The organism is Hymenobacter sp. H14-R3 (genome assembly GCF_030063445.1).
Lineage (GTDB): Bacteria > Bacteroidota > Bacteroidia > Cytophagales > Hymenobacteraceae > Hymenobacter.
Map to the genome: position 1 here is coordinate 41654 of NZ_JASITD010000016.1, position 16988 is coordinate 58641.

Here is a 16988-nt window from a genome sequence, read left to right on the forward strand (position 1 = left end):
ATCACTAAAGGCCCACAGGCCAAGGGTTGTCTGCGGGTCGAGGGGTGAGCACTTGGCTGGGCCTTCATTCTAGGCGTAAGTACCTGGCGTGTTAAACTGGCGAAAATTGTCGTGCGAGCAAGGCCTCATTTGGTCATAAATAGTGGCGTTTGGGTAAATTGGGTAAGAAAGCACGTCGCTGGTCAGCTACCATTTTTTGCCCACCAGCAAGCGGGTGCGCGTGGGGGGTTCCGGGTCTTGCTTTTTGCCGGCGCCAACAAGCCTTAGCAAGAAAAGAGGGAGGACGACGCACATTTTTTTCATGAAAAATTTTTATTAGGTGCTTGAATATGGCAGGCCAGCAACTTTAGCATTTTCTTACCAAGGTGCAGAAACCCGCTGGGGGATTTGCACCCTGGTTAAAAGTTTGGTACGGTAGGTGACCCATCGGCCGCCCCAGCCGGGGCACCCACCGCACCCACGCCGCCGCCGGGGCGCAGCAGCCCAAAGCGGCCCGGCTACGGCTGAAGCTTGGGCAGCAGCCTGCCCCGGCCGCCCTCTTTTCTGAGCCGGGAAGAGCCGGCCGCACGGCGGAGCCTGAGGAGGAAATTACTGACTTAACTATTTGTTAGTCAATAAGTTATGTATAAAACAAATCACTGACTGGCAAGTAGATACGGAAGAATATCTGTAGGCTTGATTTCACCCGCGCACCCGCTCGGCTGCGTAGCGTCAATTATTTTCTCCCTAGCCGTTTCTACCCGACCACCTCCGGTTTGACAATCAGTTTATGAAGCACTATTATTTGATGAGCCTGCTGCTACTGGCCGGCCGGCTGGGGGCTGCGCAGGGCCTCGTGGCCGATACCACGGCCACGGTGAAGGTTTACGGCTACATCGACGGCTACTTTGGCCTCGATTTTCCGGCGGCGGCCGGCACGGTGCGCCCGGCTTTTATTTACTCGCACAACCGCCAGAACGAGTTCACGGTGAACCAGGCCCTAGTGGGCCTGCGCTACGACGACGGCGTGGTGCACGGGGCGCTGGGCCTGCAAGCCGGCACCTACCCCGAGGCCAACTACGCCGCCGAGCCGGCGGTGTTCCAGCATATTTACGAAGCCTACGCGGGCTTTCGGCCCTTCAAAAAAGCCTGGCTCGACCTGGGCATCTTCGGCTCGCACATTGGCTACGAGTCGGCTATTTCGAAGGACAATTGGACGCTGACCCACTCGCTGGCGGCCGAGGGCTCGCCCTACTACGAGGCCGGGGCCAAGCTCAGGTACGAAGTTTCGCCCCAGGTGACGGTAACGGGGCTGGTGCTCAACGGCTGGCAGAACATCCGGGACAACAACCGCGGCAAGGCGGTGGGCACCCAGGTGCAGTGGCGGCCGTCGGCGCGGTGGCTGTTCAATTCGAGCACGTTTTTGGGCAATGAGCAGCCCACGGACTCGGTGCGCCGCCAGCGCTTTTTTCACGATTTTTACCTGACTTACGCCGCCAGCTCCCGCCTGTCGGTGCTGGCCTTGTTTGATGTGGGCACCCAGCAGGCCCGCCGCGCCGCGCGGGGGGCCGATACCTGGCACACCGGCGCGCTCCTTGTGCGCTACCGCTTCAGCCCCCTGCCCCGCAACCGCTGGACGGCCGCCCTGCGCGCCGAGTACTACTACGCCAAAAATGGGGTAGTGGTGCGCGACGCCGGGCCGCGGGCCAGCGCCCCCGACTACTTCGTGCGGGGCGGCTCGCTCAACGTAGACTACGCCCCCGCCCGCCGCCTGCTGGTGCGCCTCGAAGGCAAGGTGCTGAACGCCCGCAACCCCTTGTTTGACAGCCCCAACCAGGCCCCGGCGCGCACCTACGGCAACCTCACCGGCACCGTTGCCCTCTCGCTGTAGGCGCGGCCAGTGGCCAGCCGGCCAGCTACCCTGCAGCACTGCCCTTGCCCTGCGCGTAGCCCCGCCCCCTGGCTACGAGCTGCACGATAGCGTGGCGCTACCGGGCTTATCGCGCGCCCATTCGGGCCGCTTGGCGGCCAGCTCCTCGTGAGCGGGGTGCTCGGCAAAGGGCGTTTTCAGGACCTCAAACAAGGTATTCAGCGGCGCCAGGTCACCGGTTTCGGCCGCCTCGATGGCCGTCTGCGCCAGGTAGTTGCGCAGCACATACTTGGGGTTGGCGGCCAGCATAGCGGCCCGCAGCTCGCTGGGGGGCGCGGGCTCTTGCCGCAGGCGCTGCGCGTAGCGGTCGAGCCAGGCCAGCAGCGCCTCGGCCGTGGTGCCGGGCTCGGGGTAGGCGGCCTGCGCCAGCAGCGCCCGGTAGGAGCCCGCGTGGTCGCCGGCGGCCACCAGCGCGGGGGCCAGGTGCGAAAGCTGGCGAAAAAAAATGGTCATGTCCACGCCCGCTTCGGCCAGGGCGGGGGGCAGGGCTTCGGTGAGGGCCTGGTCGGCGGCCGGGGCGCGGGCGGTGAGGCCAAGCTTGCGCAGCAGCAGCGCGTGCTGGGTGGCGGCCAGGGTATCGGCGTAGGTATCGAGGCCGGCACGCAGGGCCTGCGGGTCGGGCACCAGGGGGCCCAGGGCCTGGGCCAGGGCCATGAGGTTCCACATGCCCATGCGGGGCTGCTGGCCAAACGCGTAGCGCCGCCCGCCAAAGTCGGTGGTGTTGGGCGTCCAGCTGAGGTTATAGGGCTCCAGCCAGCCGTAGGGGCCGTAGTCGATGGTGAGACCCAGGATGGACATATTATCGGTGTTGAGCACGCCGTGCACGAAGCCCACCGTCATCCAGTGCGCCACCATTATGGCCGTGCGCCGCGCTATTTCCACAAACCAGCGCACGTAGGTTTCGGGCGTGGGCGGGCCCAGCTCGGGGTAGTGGTGGCGCAGCACGTAGTCGGCCAGGGCGCGCAGGTTGTCGATTTCGCCGCTGGCCGCCAGCAGCTGAAAATTGCCAAAGCGGATGAACGTAGGCGCTACCCGCGCCACCACGGCGCCCGGCTCGGGCGCGGCGTGGCCGTCGTAAAACATATCGCGCACCACCTCATCGCCGGTAGCTACCAGGCTGAGCGCCCGCGTAGTAGGCACGCCGAGGTAGTGCATGGCCTCGCTGCACAAAAACTCGCGCAGCGACGAGCGCAGTACCGCCCGCCCATCACCGCGGCGTGAGTACGGGGTGGGGCCCGCCCCCTTCAGCTGGATTTCCTGGCGCGCGCCATCCACGGCCACCACCTGGCCCAGCGCAATGGCCCGGCCATCGCCGAGCTGCCCGGCCCAGTTGCCAAACTGGTGCCCGCCGTAGCGCGCCGCAAACGGCTTCATGCTGGCCGTGACCAGGTTGCCGGCCAGCGCCGCCACGGCCGGGCCGCGCGCGGCCGGCGTAGCCAGCCCCAACAACGCACCCAGCGCCTCAGACCAGGCCAGCAGGTGGGGGTCGGCCACGGGCGTGGGGGCCACGCGCGAGTAGCAGTAGCCGGGCACCTGCCGGGGGCGGTTATCACCCGAGGCTTCGCCAGGCAGCTCGTCTACGAAGGGGTTCTCAAAAGCGGCCTGGTCGAATTGGGGAAGAGAGGGCATGGGGAAGATAAAAGAAGTTGTCAGATTGCCGTGAGGCGCCCGCGGAGGGCGATTAGCAGCAGCGCGTAACGGCACTGCGGAGGCAGGGCAAAGCAGCAGGCGAACTTATGCGTAACCCGCAACCCGCCGCCCTAGTGCCCCATTACCGCGCTCATTGGCACTGCTACGGGCCCGGGCTTGGGGCGCGGCCGCCGTTGCAGCACGTAGGCAAAGCCCGCGCCAGCCCCACCCCTACCAGCGCGGGCGTAATATAGCCAAAGCCCGCCGCCAGGGGCAGCCCACTCAAAAACGCACCCAGCGCATTGCCCATGTTGAAGGCCACCTGCGTGATGGAAGCCCCCAGCATTTCGGCACCTCTTGAGGTACGAGTCATCAGGATTTGGATGGGCGTGGCGATGGCCAGCGAGCAGCTGCCGGCCAAAAAGGAGAGCAGCAGCGACATAAGGCGGTCGAGTAAATCTGGACAGAATAGGGCCTTAACTTTCGAACGGCCTGAAAGACAGTCTCCAACTTCCTGAACGTCGGCGTTATGAGGCCACCTTCCGAACCGAAGCCCTGCGCTTGGCCAGTGGAAGCCGCTCAACCCAGGCCGCCGCGCGCGCTACACATCGACCCCCAAGCGAATTTATAGGTGGCAGCAGAAAGCGCTTACTCCCGTGGCAACTGCCCGTGGGGCAGAATTGGACCCTGCTATGGCAGCCGAGTTGCGTCAACTGCGGCCCGCCAATCGGCGGCAGGCTCAGGCTCTCCGTGACCGACACCCTAGGAGCCGCTACCGCTTTAGCGAGGCGCGGCGCGGCCAGTACCCCATACGCCTGCTCTGCCAAGTACTGGGCGTGCCAGCCAGTGGGCACTACGCCTGGCAACCAGCTCAACAACAGGCACTAAACAAGAAACCGCCCGCCTGGGAAGAGGCATTGGCTAAGGTCTTCGCGCACTACAAACGCCGCTATGGCACCCGCCGGCTGCGAGTGGCCCTGCGCCAAAAGGGCTACCAGGTGGCCCTACCTGTGCGCGTATCAGGATATGGCCAGCAAGCAGGTGCTGGGCTGGCCGGTGGGGGCCTCGATGCCGGAAGTGCTCCTTACCAGCGCCTTGCAGCGCGCTTTTTGGGCGCAACCGCCCACGCCCGGCTTGCTCGTCCACGCTGACCGGGGTGGGCAGTAGTGCGGCAACGCCTACCGGCAACGGCTCCACGACCACGGGGCCGGGCGCTCGCAGAGCCGCCGCGGCAATTGCTACGATAACGCCCAGGCCGAAAACCGGCTACAGGTTTTGAATGCCTGTGGTTGCGCCTCAAAACGGAGGTGCTCGAACTACGGGAGCGGTTCGTTTTTGCCGACTTAGCCGACGCCCGGGCCAGCGGGGCCAGCTATTTTGACTACTATAGTCACGAGCGTCTGCACGCTAGCATCGGCCATCAGATGGCGTATTCTACTCACCAACAGTATTTTAAATGTAATGCCCTAAATTGTCCAGCGTAACTAGACCACCTCCATCCTCCTACCGGAGTTTTCTGTTCCGAGTATAGTGGCACCCCTTATGGCAGCACGACAACGCCCGTTACTACTCCCCAATCGGGGCTTGGGTTGCAACAAGGTTTTCCACTTTGGGCACTGTTTGTAGATAGGCCCATATCGCGGCCGCTTCGGCCTCGCTCATGCGCGTAAACTTGGGCATGGGCTCACGCAGCGGGCCGTGGGGCGAGATGCCGGAGCGGGTGGCGTGGTCAAACTGCGCTTCGGTCCAGTCCCCGAGCCCAGTATTTTCGTCCATCGTCAGGTTGCGCGTTGTCACCGGGCGGCGCCCTCGGTCGAGCATCACGGTGCCGCCGCCGAGGTAGCCGGCCGAGTGCTCGGGGTGGAGCGCATCGTTGGTTTTCAAATCCCGCGAGTGGCAGTCGTAGCACTTGTAGCGGCCTACAACTAGGTAGCGGCCGTAGGCCACCGCGTCGGAAGCGGGCGGGGCCACGACCGGCCCAGTGGGTAACGGCGTGGGCTGCATAACGCTGTTGGTGAGGGCCTTGAGTAAGAAGGAAGGTTCCTGCGCGGGCGTGGCTACGGGCGTGGGCTTCACCCACGAATCGTTGGAGCGAAGAAAAGCCACGAGGCTGCTCACGTCCTCATCGGACATTTGCACGAAGCTGGGCATAACGACCCGGTAGCGACCATCGGGCCCCACCCCGGTACGCAGCAGCCCCACCAGCTGCCCGTCGGTCCAGCGACCGATGCCATGCACGGGGTCCTGCGTGATATTGGCCGCGTATATTTTGCCAAACTCCGCCGGCAAGCCGGGCATGGGCTGTCCACTAAGCGTGCCCGTGCTACGGTTGAGATGGCAGTCGGCGCAGATGGACACGGCCAGCTGCTGGCCCAGGGCCACCCGCGCGGGAGTGGCCACGACCACGGCCTGCCCAGCCGGCGGGGCGTAGTGGGGGATGCCGCGCAGCTCGATGCTGGCGGCCAACCCGGCCCCCAGCAGTAGCAGGCCGCCTAACCCGTAGGCTCCCACTCGCAGAAATTTATTCATGCGTTTTTCACGTGTATTCAGGGTGTTTTGGACAGCCAAAAAAAAGTAAACAGCCATGGCGAGCGCAGTGAAGCATTTCTACTGAGGCTGTAAATCGCTTGCTGCTACCGGCAGGGCGCTCAGAGAGGCAGGCGCAGCCTGGCGCGCTCTGAGCCAACCCCTAAACCCTAGCGCAGCGTGAGCCCGCCTAGCGAAATAACGTATTCGCCAGCCGCCGCGTCGTAGCGGATGGTGTAGGTGGTGGGGAAGTATTCACCCGTCTTCTCGTAGGTCTGCGGCTGCTTAATGGCGGCCGAGAAGTTGACCGTGGGCGTGAGCATGGCCTTGGTGAACATGGGCTCCAGGAAGGTGACGTGCCCATTGTAGGTACCGTAGATAAACGTGCTGCTGAAGCTGCCGCCGGGCTGGTATTCGGGGCTGCTGGGGTCAATCCAGTGGCGGCCCATCATGGGCACGGTGCGGCCGGGCACCCCGTTGGGCGGCGTGACGTAGCCGGCCGGCAGCCCGGCCGCCGCCGGGAAGATATCGCCCTTGGGGTCGTCGGACGTAATGGCCATTTGCGCGCTCATGGGCTGCATGTAGAAGTGCAGGTCGAAGTGCGGCACGCCGTACTGCGGGGCGGGGTCGTGGCCCATGGGGTTCCAGTCGAAAGAGAGGTGGTCGAAGGGCGTTTTGGCGGCGCTGGCGGGCAGCACCAAGTGGTACATAGTGCCCATTACCGGCTGGGCCGGCAGCCCGTTGAGGGCCGCAGCCGTCAGGCGCAGACCCATTTCAGTCGGGTTGCCGGCCGCGTCGGTGTTGATGTACGCGCGGCCCATGCCGCTGCCGATGGCAATGGACGCACCGTAGATGGTCGCCGGCTGCGGAGCATCGGCATCGTGGTGGCTACAAGCCGAAAGCGAGATACTGCCCAGCGCAAGCAGGCCGGGGGTGCAACGCCTAGCCAAGCGGGCAAATGGAGCGAAAGTTTTCATGAGTGAGAAAAGAGAAAAAGTGAAGAGACTATAAGTAGGGATTCTCTCAGAAAACGGAAAATACAGCAGGCCAAGACCCCAAAAGCAGCCTGCTATGTTTTCTGGATTCTGCGAGCACCCGACCAAGGCCAATAGCGCTACTCATTAGTAGCTAGCGACTTACATTTTAAGTTGGCCTGTGCCAGCCCGGCCCGACAGTTTTTGAGGCCTTTGCCTTGGTGTTGCTCAAATTGTCACCTCCACTTCCTGAACCATGCACGTCTGGGGCGGCTTAGTCAGGTAGAAGGTGGCTGGGTTGAAGGGGCTATCGGCGTTTAGCGACACGCCCGTAACCCGCTTGCCGTCCACCATCAAGTCCACTTGCATGACTTCCCCTTTGGCGGGCCACCAGTAGCTGACGGCGGAAACATCGTCGCATTGGACGCTCAGGTAGAGCCGCGTGCCTCTGGCAACGGGCCCCACGACGACGCTCGAATTTCGGGCATTACCAGTCCATAGCACCTTGTGGGCCCCGGCGGCCCGCAACGGCGTGTCGTGCAGGCTCGCCGAGGTTGGCACCCCCAGCCACGACGTATTATTTAAAAAATTAAGGGTTACTACCCCGGCAGCGGGCGTGGGGTCGTTCTGGCTGCTGCACCCAGTGAAGACCAGAAAAAGAGTGAGCAATAGAAGCTTGTTTTTCATGCGCGTAGGGCTTTTAGAATTTCGGGTAGTTTTCATAGGTGGGGGCAGCAAGTAGTGGGGTGAGCGGGTAGGTCGGGCTACGCTGCCGCTCAGAATTGGGGCGGTAGCCGGCACGCGCACCAGGCGCACACCTTCAGGCAGGGCGCGCGGCAGCGCACGGGACCTCGGGCCAGTAGCGGGCCCCGTAGTCTGGTGGGCCGCAACCCCCAGCGTTTGCCAACCGGCGGCAAGGAAGTGGCGATTGGTTTCATAGGGAAGCGGGGAGAAGAGAGGAAAGTCTATTGCCCGCCGCTGGGTACTGCCCATCGGGGTTGCGGGTAGTAAAGGTCCTGGCCCCTACTGTCGCATTCAACAAACCCTATACCCCCATTTGGGGGAGGGCCCGGCGCCGACGGTGGCGGCGGGGCCGGCCGTACTTTGTGCTATGAACTCGCTCAACCTGGCCCTCGTGGAAGACGACCCCGAAGTTCGCGGGCTGCTTGGTGGCTACCTGGGCCGGCAGCCCGGCCTGAACCTGGTGCTGGCGTGCGCTTCGGCCGAGCAGTTTTTGGCCGAGCTACCCGACGCACTGCCCCCCGACGTGGTGCTGCTCGACCTGGGCCTACCCGGCATGAGTGGGCTGGAGGCCCTGCCCCTCATCAAGCAGCGCCTGCCGCAGGCCGACGTCATCGTGCAGACCGTGTTCGAAGACCCCGACCGCATCTACCTGGCCCTGAGCCGGGGCGCGAGCGGCTACCTCCTCAAAAGCACACCCCTGGCCCAGCTGCCGCAGGCCATCCGGGAGGTCGCCAGCGGCGGCTCGACCCTCAGCCCCTCGGTGGCGCGGCGGGTGCTGGCGCACTTTAAACCGGGCCCCGTGCAGCACCCCACCCTCCTCTCCCCGCGTGAGCAGCAGGTATTTGAAGCCCTGGTGGACGGCCTGGCCGACAAGGAAATTGCCCAACGCCTCGACCTGGGCCTCGAAACGGTGCACACCTACGTCAAAAACGTGTACCACAAGCTGCACGTCAGCGGCCGCATCGAGCTGCTGAGCCGGGCCGCCCGCGGGCAACTGTAAATGAGAAGTTTAGAGCGGATTACACGGCATTGTACTCTTTTGGAAGTAATGATAAATTAAAAGTTAAAATTTTGACAGTCAAGTTTTTAGTTTATCGTTTTTAATTACTTCCAAAAGAATACACTAAATTGGAAACCGCTCTAAAGTCTTCCCTACCCCCTCACCCCAGGGTCACCAGCACGCAGTAGCCGGGGCGGCCGTCTTGGTGGGGGCCGGTACGCAGGTCGGCCCCCAGGGCCTTGGCGCGGTGGGCCATGTTGCGCAGGCCCATACCACTGGGGTGGGGTAGGCTGCTTGCGCTGCTTTGGCCATTGTCGCACACTTCCAGCACCAGCTTACCCTGGCGGCGGCCCAGCTGCACGCTGATTTCGGTGGCGGCCTGGGCGTGCCGGGCGGCGTTGGTAACCGCTTCTTTGAAAATGAGGAATAAGTGCTGGCGCGTGCTGGCCGGCAGCACGGTGGCTTCGCTGAGCCCGGCCTGCGTGAAGGTGGCGTGCAGGCCGGCCGCGGTGGCGGTTTGGTCGAGGTGCTCGCGCATGCGGTCCAGCAGTGCGGCCACGGAATCGGCCTGCGAATCGATGCCCCACACCACGTCGCGCATGGTCTGGACGGCCGCCCGGCTATTATAGAGCAGCCGGTCGAAGGCCTGGCGGGGGTCGAAGCGGCCCGCCAGGGCCTCGCCCGGCCCGGGCAGGTAATGCTCGCGCAGCACCTCGGCCAGCATGGTTACCCTGGTTAGCAAGGCCCCTACTTCATCGTGCAGGTTGGCGGCCAGCTCCACCCGCCGGTGCGCCTCGCGCAGCACGCTGCGCAGCCGCAGACGGTGCGTGCCGTAGCCAAGGGCCAGGAGCCCCCCGGCCACCAGCGCCCACAGCAGCGGCCACTGCCACCAGCTGGCTTCCACGTGCAGCGGCACGCGCAGGTGGTTGCCCGCCGGCTGGCCGCCCGCGGTTTCGGCCCGAATTTCGACTTCGTAATTCCCCGGGGCCAGGCCGCGCAGCACCAGCCGCCGCGGCGTGTTCAGCCAGGCCGTGGGCCGCGCTTCGGCCGCATAGTGCAGGCGGTAAGCGTAGCGGGCGAGGTCCGGGTCGAAATAATCCGTCAGGGCCAGGCGCAACTCCACGAAGGCATTGGGGCCGGCGGGTAGCGTGAACTGCTCGTGGTGGCCGGCAGGCAGGTACCGCACGGCTTCGGTAGCGCCGGCCGGGGTGCCCAGGGCGGTGAGCAGCAGCCGCGGCGGGCGGGGCAGGGCTATTGCCACGGCGCGCTCCGGCCGCACGCGGTACACGCCACTCACCCCCCCAAACCACAACGTGCCGTCGGCATCGGCGAAGGCCGACCGGCGGTTTAGTTCGGGGTCCTTAAACCCCTCAGTTTCGCCAAAAACCGACAGCTGGCCACTGGCCGGGGCGTAGCGCACCAGCCCGGCATAGGTGCCCACCCACAGGTGGCCCGCGCGGTCGGGCAGGATGGTCGCGATGCGGTGGCTCGGCAACCCCTCGGCCTCGCTCAGCTGGCGCACCACACCCGCGTGGGCATCCACCAGCAGCAGGCCCTGGTCGAGGGTGCCCACCCACACGCGGCCGGGGCCCGCCGCCGTCACGCAGGTGAGGGCATCAGTCGGCAGCCGGTGCCCGGCCGGGGCTTCTACCCCATAAGCCCGCAGCCGGGCCGGCTGGTCGGGGGGCAGCCAGAACAGGCCGCCAGTAGTGCTTATCCACAGGGCCCCGGTGGCCGGGTCTTCGGCCAGGCCCGTGATGTCGAGCTTGTGCAGGGGCCAGTCGGGCTGGTCATCCGCCACCCGCCGCAGGGAGGCCAAGTCGGCGCTGACGCGGAACAAGCCCGTTTGACCGCCCACCCAAAGCCGGCCGGCGTGGTCGTGGAGCAGCGCGAAAGCGCGGGCCGGGCCGGGGGTTTCGCGCCGCCAGGGCCGCAGCGGCCCCTGCGCTAAATTGCTAATCTGGCCCATTGTCAGGTCGAGGCGCAATACGCCCCACAGCTCGTCGGCCAGCACGGCGAAGTGACCCGTGGGGGGCGCGAAAATACCGCCGAATACGCCGTCATATTTCTCGTGCGTAGCCACCTGCCAGCTGCGGAACGGCCGCAGGGGAGCCGCGGGCGAGTCGGCCGCCTGCGTGAAGGAGCCACCGTAGGTAGACACGAAAAGCCGGCCGTCGGGCAGCCGGGCGATGAGCCGGGCGCTGCCCACTGCCTCCCCGCCGGCCCGCAGCACGGGCTCCACTACCCGCCGCACCGGCCGCTGCTTGTAGCACCCGCGCCAGTCGCGGGCGTAGCGCCACCAGATGCCCTGCGCATCGCGTTCGAGCCTGTAGCTGAGCGCCTGGTTGGCCACCCCGGTCACCGGCGTACTAGATAGGCGGGGGCACGCCCCGCGCAAGTCGCTGACGTGCAGCCACTGCCCCTGCACCAGGGCGTCGAGGGTGCTATCGGTCACGTAGGGCGAGTGGTACATCTGGGGCAGGAGCCGGGGCCACCGGCAGAGGGCCCGCAGGCGGTAGGCCGGGTCCAGCACAAACATCCCCTGGCGCCCAAAAAACCGCTGCGGCCGCGTGCCCGGCACCGGCAGGAGCTGCGCGGGCACCCGAAACTGCCGCTGCACTGTGCCGTTGGGGGCCAGGTAGTACAGCACGGGGCGGTCGCTGGCCAGCCAAACGCCGTCGCCTCCCGTTTCAGCCGTAAAGTAGAAGGCGGTTTCGGCCACCCGGCTTACCGGAAAAAGCGGGGCCTGCGGGCGCGTGGCGGCAAAAACGGCTATAGTTCCGGCCCCGTAGCCCACCCAGAGGCGGTCGCTGCGCGGGTGGTACAGCAGGGTCGCCACTTTCGGGCGTTCGTCGGGGCGCACCGGCAGCGGCACCAGCAGCAGGCGGCCGGTACCAGGGTCAAAACGCAGCAGGCCCGACTCGGCCCCTATCCACAGCCGGCCCACTTGGTCGAGGGCCAGCGCCGCCACCGCCGCCACTGCCAGGCGCGGCCCCTGGCGCACCAGGCTTTTCAGGGGTACTAGTTCGTTGCCGTCGTAGCGATACACCCCCTCGTCGGTGGCCACCCACCGGTACCCCGCGGCATCCGTCACCATCTGCTGAATCAGGAGCGGACTCAGCACGGGGTCGCGCTGCCAGCCGGGCCCGCCCGTCGCGCTGGCCAACGCACTATTGACGGTCAGCAGCAGGCCCATCAGCCAGCTTACTAACTTGCGTGCGCTGACCCTGGGCGGCAGGAATAGCGGCGTATTCACGTTGTCAGCTGGCACATGTTAACCTGCATTATAGTTGCTAATGCCTCATTAACAGCATATTATGCATAAAGGTTTTTTCATCTCATGGCCTATGGGGTTGCACAATAGCAGGCGCGGAAAACAACGCCAGAGCGGTCTCCAAGTCGGTGCATAGAATTTCACGCACCTTCTGTCAGGAAATCCTATTCGCTTGATTTGCGGGAACGGGTTGCGGCGGCGTGTGCCGCGCCGCAGGCCCGGATTTACCAGGTGGCCGCGCAATTCAGTGTTTCCATCTCCTTCGTGGACAAGCTTTTGCGCCGCCAGCGCACGAGCGGTTCGCTGGCTGGCGGCTTTGCCCGCGAGCGGTGGCCCGGTGCCGCGCCTAGAGCCGGCGGGCCGGGCCCTGTTGAGGGCCCGTCTGGTGGCGCAGCCCGCCGCCACACTAGCCGAACCAAGCACCGCCCGCCACGTACTCGTGCGGCCCGAGTACGTGGCGGGCGGTCGAGTGCCTCGGGTGGGGGCGCAAAAAAAAGCACCCACGCCGCCGGGCGTGTCGTAGCCTTGCGCCGCTTGTTTTTAGGAGCTATTCAGATAATACCCACGGTATTATCGTGCCGGTCGGGGCCGACGAAGTTGTCGAGCCGGAAGTGGGCGCGCTGCACCTGGGCCTGGCGCAAGTAGCAGCTCAGGGCCAGGCCATTCTTGGTAAATGGCGAAGGGAGAGTAGTGGGGCAAGGTAGCCACGCGCAGGACCCGCCGGTGGGCGGCGGCCTACAGGGTCAGGACCGCGCCCAGCAAATTGCAGGCATAATGGCCCTGAGCCCCGGGGGTGAGGTAGAGGCGGTCAAAGGGGCTGGCGCTGAGCGCAGTACTGGGCCTGGCGAGTCGTTGAGGGAGTGGGCCGCTTAGAAAGAGTTGCCGCACGAAATCGACCTGGCCAGAAGGCGGGCTCTTCGAAAGCGGCAAACGAGGGGAGCTAGGAGCGTACGCCGCTTGCGCCGCCGGCTTCCTGATAAAAGTCATGTTGGGGGCTTGACATTGCGCATGGCGGTTGCTGCCCGCCACCCGGTTCTTTGCCAGCACTGTTGCCCTGCTCTAAGCACCGCCTTATGACGCCTTCGCTGCTGATTCTCACCGACTTCTTTCGGGCCGCCAACCAGGCGCTCGACTACGCCACCAACCTGGCCGGGCCCCTCGGGGCCCGGCTGGTACTGCTGCGTGTGCGCCGCGACTCTGCTCTCGACCCGGCGCTGTTCAGCGGCTTGCTATCTGACCTGAACAAAGAAGTTACAGCACTGGCCCTAAGCCATATAACTAATAACCTGGCCGTGCCGGTGGTAGCTGAAACAGGCCAGGGCCGCGTGGCCTTTGCCGTGGCCGATGCCGTGAGCCGGCACCACCCGCTGCTGGTGGTGCTGGGCCGGCCCGACTACTCGGCCACGCCCGACGAGCTGGTGCAAACCACCGCCCTCGACATCCTGCGCACGGCGCCCTACCCCATGCTGGTGGTGCCGCACACGCTGGCCAGCCGCACGTTGCCCCGGCGCGTACTGCTGGCCGTCGATGGCGAAGACTTTACCCTGGGCCCGCACGCCGGGGCCGTGCGCTACCTGCTCACGGCCCTGGGCGCGGAGCTGACCGTGCTCCACGTGGCCACGGCCCCCGCCGCCGAGGTTGCGGAGGGCGAGATACTGGCGTCGGTGCGGCGCACGGGTTTGACCATCGATTTGCTGGCCCCGCTACGCTTCCGGCGCGCGGTGGCGGCCCACCCAGCCGGCGGCATTCTGCACGCCGCGCAGGCCGGTGATACCGACCTGCTGGTGGTGCTGGCGCGGCCCCGCAGCTTCTGGGGCAAGCTGTTTTGCCGCAGCGTAACGGCCGAGGTGCTGCTGCACAGCCCGGTGCCCGTGCTGGTGCTCCCCACCATCGCCTGACCCAATTTGCGGGGCCCAGTGCTGGCGCCTGGTTGAGCGGCCCAAACGAAGCGGTAGCGCGGCTGCACTGCGTGGATGCTGCCGGAGCATAACCGCCCCGGCACTTATTCTGTTCGCGGCTAAATATCTATCGGACAGCTTATTAATAATAATGATTGAGCGGCGTGCCGCCCGATGCCCACCCTCCCAAGCCTGCTACCTATGGAAACGACCCTCACCCACGCGCCGCCCACGGCCCTGGCCCTCGATACCCCGCTCGAACCGGAAGCCCTCCGCCGCCTCGATGCCTACTGGCGGGCGGCCAACTACCTCGCGGTGGGCCAGATATACCTGTACGACAACCCGTTGCTGCGCGAGCCGCTCACGCTGGCGCACCTCAAGCCGCTGCTGCCGGATAAGCTCGTGGCCCACAAGCAGTACATCTACCGCTACGGCCAGGACATGCCCGAAATCCGGGACTGGCAGTGGGTAGGCAAGGGGGAAGCGGGCGCGCGAAGTACTGCGTGAAAAGAGGCGTGCCGCCTGACCTTTTCGGTGGCCGCCCACCCCATAAAATATACGCAACTACCTGACCCAATGAATTATAACTTCCCCACCGTGGCCGCCAAGCTGACTACCTCGCCGGCGGGCCCCTACGCGGCCCCGGCCGGGCAATGCCTGGCCAAGCACGGCCCCAATCAACTGGCCGACACCCAGCAGAAAACCAGCTGGCCGAGGTGATAAATCTGGTGCTGCTGGCCATCCGCCCGGGCCGCGAGTCCATTTTCTGCTCCGGCCTGCTTTCCAACAAGCCGATGCTGGGGGCCGTGGCCCTGACGCTGCACCTGCTCATTCCCTACGTGCCCTTCTGCAACGAGCTGTTCAGCACCCAGCCGCTCACCGCGGTCGAGCTGGGCGGGGCCGTGGCCAGCGTGGTGTTCTGGGTAGTCGAAATCCAGAAGCTCCTTGCCTGGCGGCGCGGGGTGGCCGTGGGGCATTGCCGCTGGCACCAACGCAGTTCGCAAATCAGCAGACTGCTTTAGCATTAATTAAGAATTAAAAACGATAAATTAAAGACTTAATTGTAAATATTTTAATTTATCATTCTTAATCCCTAATCCCAACGCTGTATTTTACCCCAATCCCATGGCCGCTACCCGACTCTTACGCCCGCTGGTGCGGCCTCTCACGCAGTTCTTTCGCCACGAGGCGGCGGGCGGCCTGTTGCTGCTGGCCAGCACGATGCTGGCCCTGGTGCTGGCCAACATCAGCTGGGGCCCGGCCCGCCACTTCCCGGCCATCTGGAACGACTATGTCGTTATTAGTGTGCACCACTTCGTGCTCAAGCTCACGCTGCTGCACTGGATAAACGATGGGCTGATGACCCTGTTTTTTCTGATGGTGGGCCTGGAAATCAAGCGCGAGGTGCTGGGGGGCGAGCTGACTTCGCTGCGCCAGGCGGCGCTGCCCATTGTCGGGGCTTTGGGCGGCATGCTGGTACCGGCGCTGCTCTTCGCCCTCTTCAACCGCGGCACGCCCACGGCCGGCGGCTGGGGCATTCCGATGGCCACCGACATTGCTTTTGCGCTGGCCGTGCTGCAGCTGCTGGGGCCGCGCGTGCCGCTGGGCCTCAAGGTCTTTCTCACGGCCCTGGCCATTATTGATGACCTGGGGGCCGTGGTCGTGATTGCCGGCTTCTACACCAAAGCCCTGCACCTGAGCTATGTATACCTGGCCCTGGGCACCTGGGCCGTGCTGCTGGCCTTCAACTACCTGCACCTGCGCAGCCTGTGGGCCTACCTGCCGCTGGGCCTGCTGCTGACGTACTTCATGCTCCGGTCGGGCATTCATACCACGGTGGCGGGGGTGCTGCTGGCGGTGGCCATTCCCTTCGGGTCGGCCGCCCCGCGCCCCGCCATGCTGCGCTGGCTGCACCAGCAGCTGGGCCGGCTGCGCCGCGAAACGCGGCGGGAGGCCGCCGATTCGCACGCCATCAGCGCGGCAATGGAGGCCGTCGGCCGCCGCGGCAGCTCCCCGGCCCAGCGCCTGGAAAGCCAGCTGCACACGGTGGTGGCCTTCGGGGTCATTCCCCTGTTTGCCTTCGCCAACAGCAGCCTGGTAATTGCCCCGGCGGCCGTGCGGGGGCTGCTTTCGCCGCTGGGCCTGGGCATTCTGGCGGGGCTGGTGGTGGGCAAGCCCCTGGGCATCGGGGCCCTGAGCTGGCTCACGGTGCGCCTGGGCTGGGCCACGCTGCCGCCCGGCGTGAGCTGGCGGCAGGTGTGGGGCGCGGGTATCCTGGCCGGCATCGGGTTCACCATGTCCATCTTCGTCACGCTGCTGGCCCTGGGCACCGACTCGCCCGCCACGGCCACGGCCAAGCTGGCGGTGCTGGTGGCCTCGGCCTGCGCCAGCGGGCTGGGCTACGCGCTGCTGCGGAGCACGCTGGCCGCGCCAGCGCAGGATAGCGTAAAGCTCGCCGCCGCCCAGCCCGCCCCGGCTATCGGGGAGGCGAGGTAGCTTCCGGCCGGCGCCCGTCGGCGCAATGGAGCAGCCGAAGCTGATTACGCGGGTGGCTGGCTCACTGGATAAGCATATAACTAATTGATAATCAGTTATTTATGATATAGAGTTTGATTAGTCTATAAATCGTCGGCGCAGCTTGTGGCTCGCGTTGCGTGGGCGAGCCGCCCACGAGGAACCGGTTCCTTCCGCGAACAAGTTCTTACCGGGAATGCCCAGCCGCCAGCCAACCGTTTTCAGGTTGGCTGGGTTGCCGCCCTCCCTGCGCAGGTAGATGTCGGCGGCGATATCGCCCCGAGAGCGCACTACGCGGCGTAGTGCGCTTGCTACTTGGCTTGGTAGCGCAGGCGTTTCGGCAAACCCCACTGTTTGCAGGTCTGTCCTGATTGAATCGACGGTATAGTTTATGGGTAGCGGCTGGGCCGGCATTCACTCCGGGCAGTAGTGACGGGGGTGGCGCGGGCCGTCTTTTAGCTTTCGCTGCGAAGAGGGCTGAGGGCGCGCGGCGGATTGGCCCGCGCTCAGGCATAGATGC

The 16988-nt window shown here is 65.3% G+C and carries 14 protein-coding genes; 8 read left to right on the plus strand and 6 right to left on the minus strand.

From position 1 onward, the window contains the following. Positions 1–769 precede the first annotated feature (769 nt). Positions 770–1870, plus strand: a complete 1101-nt coding sequence (locus QMK33_RS15130; protein ID WP_283565445.1) for a porin — start codon at positions 770–772, stop codon at positions 1868–1870. 72 nt (positions 1871–1942) lie between these two features. Here QMK33_RS15130 and QMK33_RS15135 read toward each other — a convergent pair whose 3' ends face one another. Both QMK33_RS15135 and QMK33_RS15140 read right to left on the minus strand, forming a co-directional pair. Next, positions 1943–3538, minus strand: a complete 1596-nt coding sequence (locus QMK33_RS15135) for a protein adenylyltransferase SelO (protein ID WP_283565446.1) — start codon at positions 3536–3538, stop codon at positions 1943–1945. Positions 3539–3701: 163 nt separating this feature from the next. After that, a complete protein-coding gene (locus QMK33_RS15140) occupies positions 3702–3980 on the minus strand; it encodes a hypothetical protein (RefSeq protein WP_283565447.1) in 279 nt (92 codons plus the stop codon). 509 nt (positions 3981–4489) lie between these two features. Between QMK33_RS15140 and QMK33_RS15145 the strand changes: the two genes are divergently transcribed. Continuing rightward, positions 4490–4705, plus strand: a complete 216-nt coding sequence (locus tag QMK33_RS15145) for a hypothetical protein (RefSeq protein WP_283565448.1) — start codon at positions 4490–4492, stop codon at positions 4703–4705. A gap of 399 nt (positions 4706–5104) precedes the next feature. Here the strand turns inward: QMK33_RS15145 and QMK33_RS15150 are convergent, their stop codons facing one another. The 3 genes from QMK33_RS15150 to QMK33_RS15160 all read right to left on the minus strand — a co-directional run bounded on the left by QMK33_RS15150 (position 5105) and on the right by QMK33_RS15160 (position 7725). Beyond that, complete coding sequence (locus QMK33_RS15150; protein ID WP_283565449.1) at positions 5105–6067, minus strand: c-type cytochrome; 963 nt, start codon at positions 6065–6067, stop codon at positions 5105–5107. Between the two features lie 167 nt (positions 6068–6234). Continuing rightward, complete coding sequence (locus tag QMK33_RS15155) at positions 6235–7041, minus strand: DUF5602 domain-containing protein (RefSeq protein ID WP_283565450.1); 807 nt, start codon at positions 7039–7041, stop codon at positions 6235–6237. A gap of 225 nt (positions 7042–7266) precedes the next feature. Further along, on the minus strand, positions 7267–7725 hold the full coding sequence (locus QMK33_RS15160) for a hypothetical protein (protein WP_283565451.1): 459 nt from the start codon (positions 7723–7725) through the stop codon (positions 7267–7269). A 424-nt stretch (positions 7726–8149) separates the two neighbouring features. On the opposite strand from QMK33_RS15160, the gene QMK33_RS15165 reads away from it, so the two are divergent. Continuing rightward, positions 8150–8782 (plus strand): response regulator transcription factor, encoded by a 633-nt coding sequence (locus tag QMK33_RS15165; protein ID WP_283565452.1) that lies wholly within the window; start codon positions 8150–8152, stop codon positions 8780–8782. Positions 8783–8942: 160 nt separating this feature from the next. Here QMK33_RS15165 and QMK33_RS15170 read toward each other — a convergent pair whose 3' ends face one another. Continuing rightward, positions 8943–12053 (minus strand): sensor histidine kinase, encoded by a 3111-nt coding sequence (locus QMK33_RS15170; RefSeq protein ID WP_283565453.1) that lies wholly within the window; start codon positions 12051–12053, stop codon positions 8943–8945. Positions 12054–13129: 1076 nt separating this feature from the next. Here QMK33_RS15170 and QMK33_RS15175 point away from each other — a divergent pair. The 5 genes from QMK33_RS15175 (at position 13130) to nhaA (ending at position 16450) form a co-directional block, all read left to right on the plus strand. Next, a complete protein-coding gene (locus QMK33_RS15175) occupies positions 13130–13954 on the plus strand; it encodes a universal stress protein (RefSeq protein ID WP_283565454.1) in 825 nt (274 codons plus the stop codon). A 201-nt stretch (positions 13955–14155) separates the two neighbouring features. Continuing rightward, positions 14156–14461, plus strand: coding sequence for a phosphoketolase family protein (locus tag QMK33_RS15180; RefSeq protein WP_283565455.1), 306 nt, complete (start codon positions 14156–14158; stop codon positions 14459–14461). 69 nt (positions 14462–14530) lie between these two features. Beyond that, positions 14531–14674, plus strand: coding sequence for a hypothetical protein (locus QMK33_RS15185; protein WP_283565456.1), 144 nt, complete (start codon positions 14531–14533; stop codon positions 14672–14674). After that, positions 14671–14976 (plus strand): cation transporting ATPase C-terminal domain-containing protein, encoded by a 306-nt coding sequence (locus QMK33_RS15190; RefSeq protein WP_283565457.1) that lies wholly within the window; start codon positions 14671–14673, stop codon positions 14974–14976. The genes QMK33_RS15185 and QMK33_RS15190 overlap by 4 nt, the downstream gene beginning before the upstream one ends. Positions 14977–15079: 103 nt before the next feature. Then, positions 15080–16450 carry a Na+/H+ antiporter NhaA gene (gene nhaA, locus QMK33_RS15195; RefSeq protein WP_283565458.1) on the plus strand — a complete coding sequence of 457 codons (1371 nt, stop codon included), beginning with the start codon at positions 15080–15082 and terminating at the stop codon, positions 16448–16450. The last annotated feature ends 538 nt before the right edge of the window (positions 16451–16988 follow it).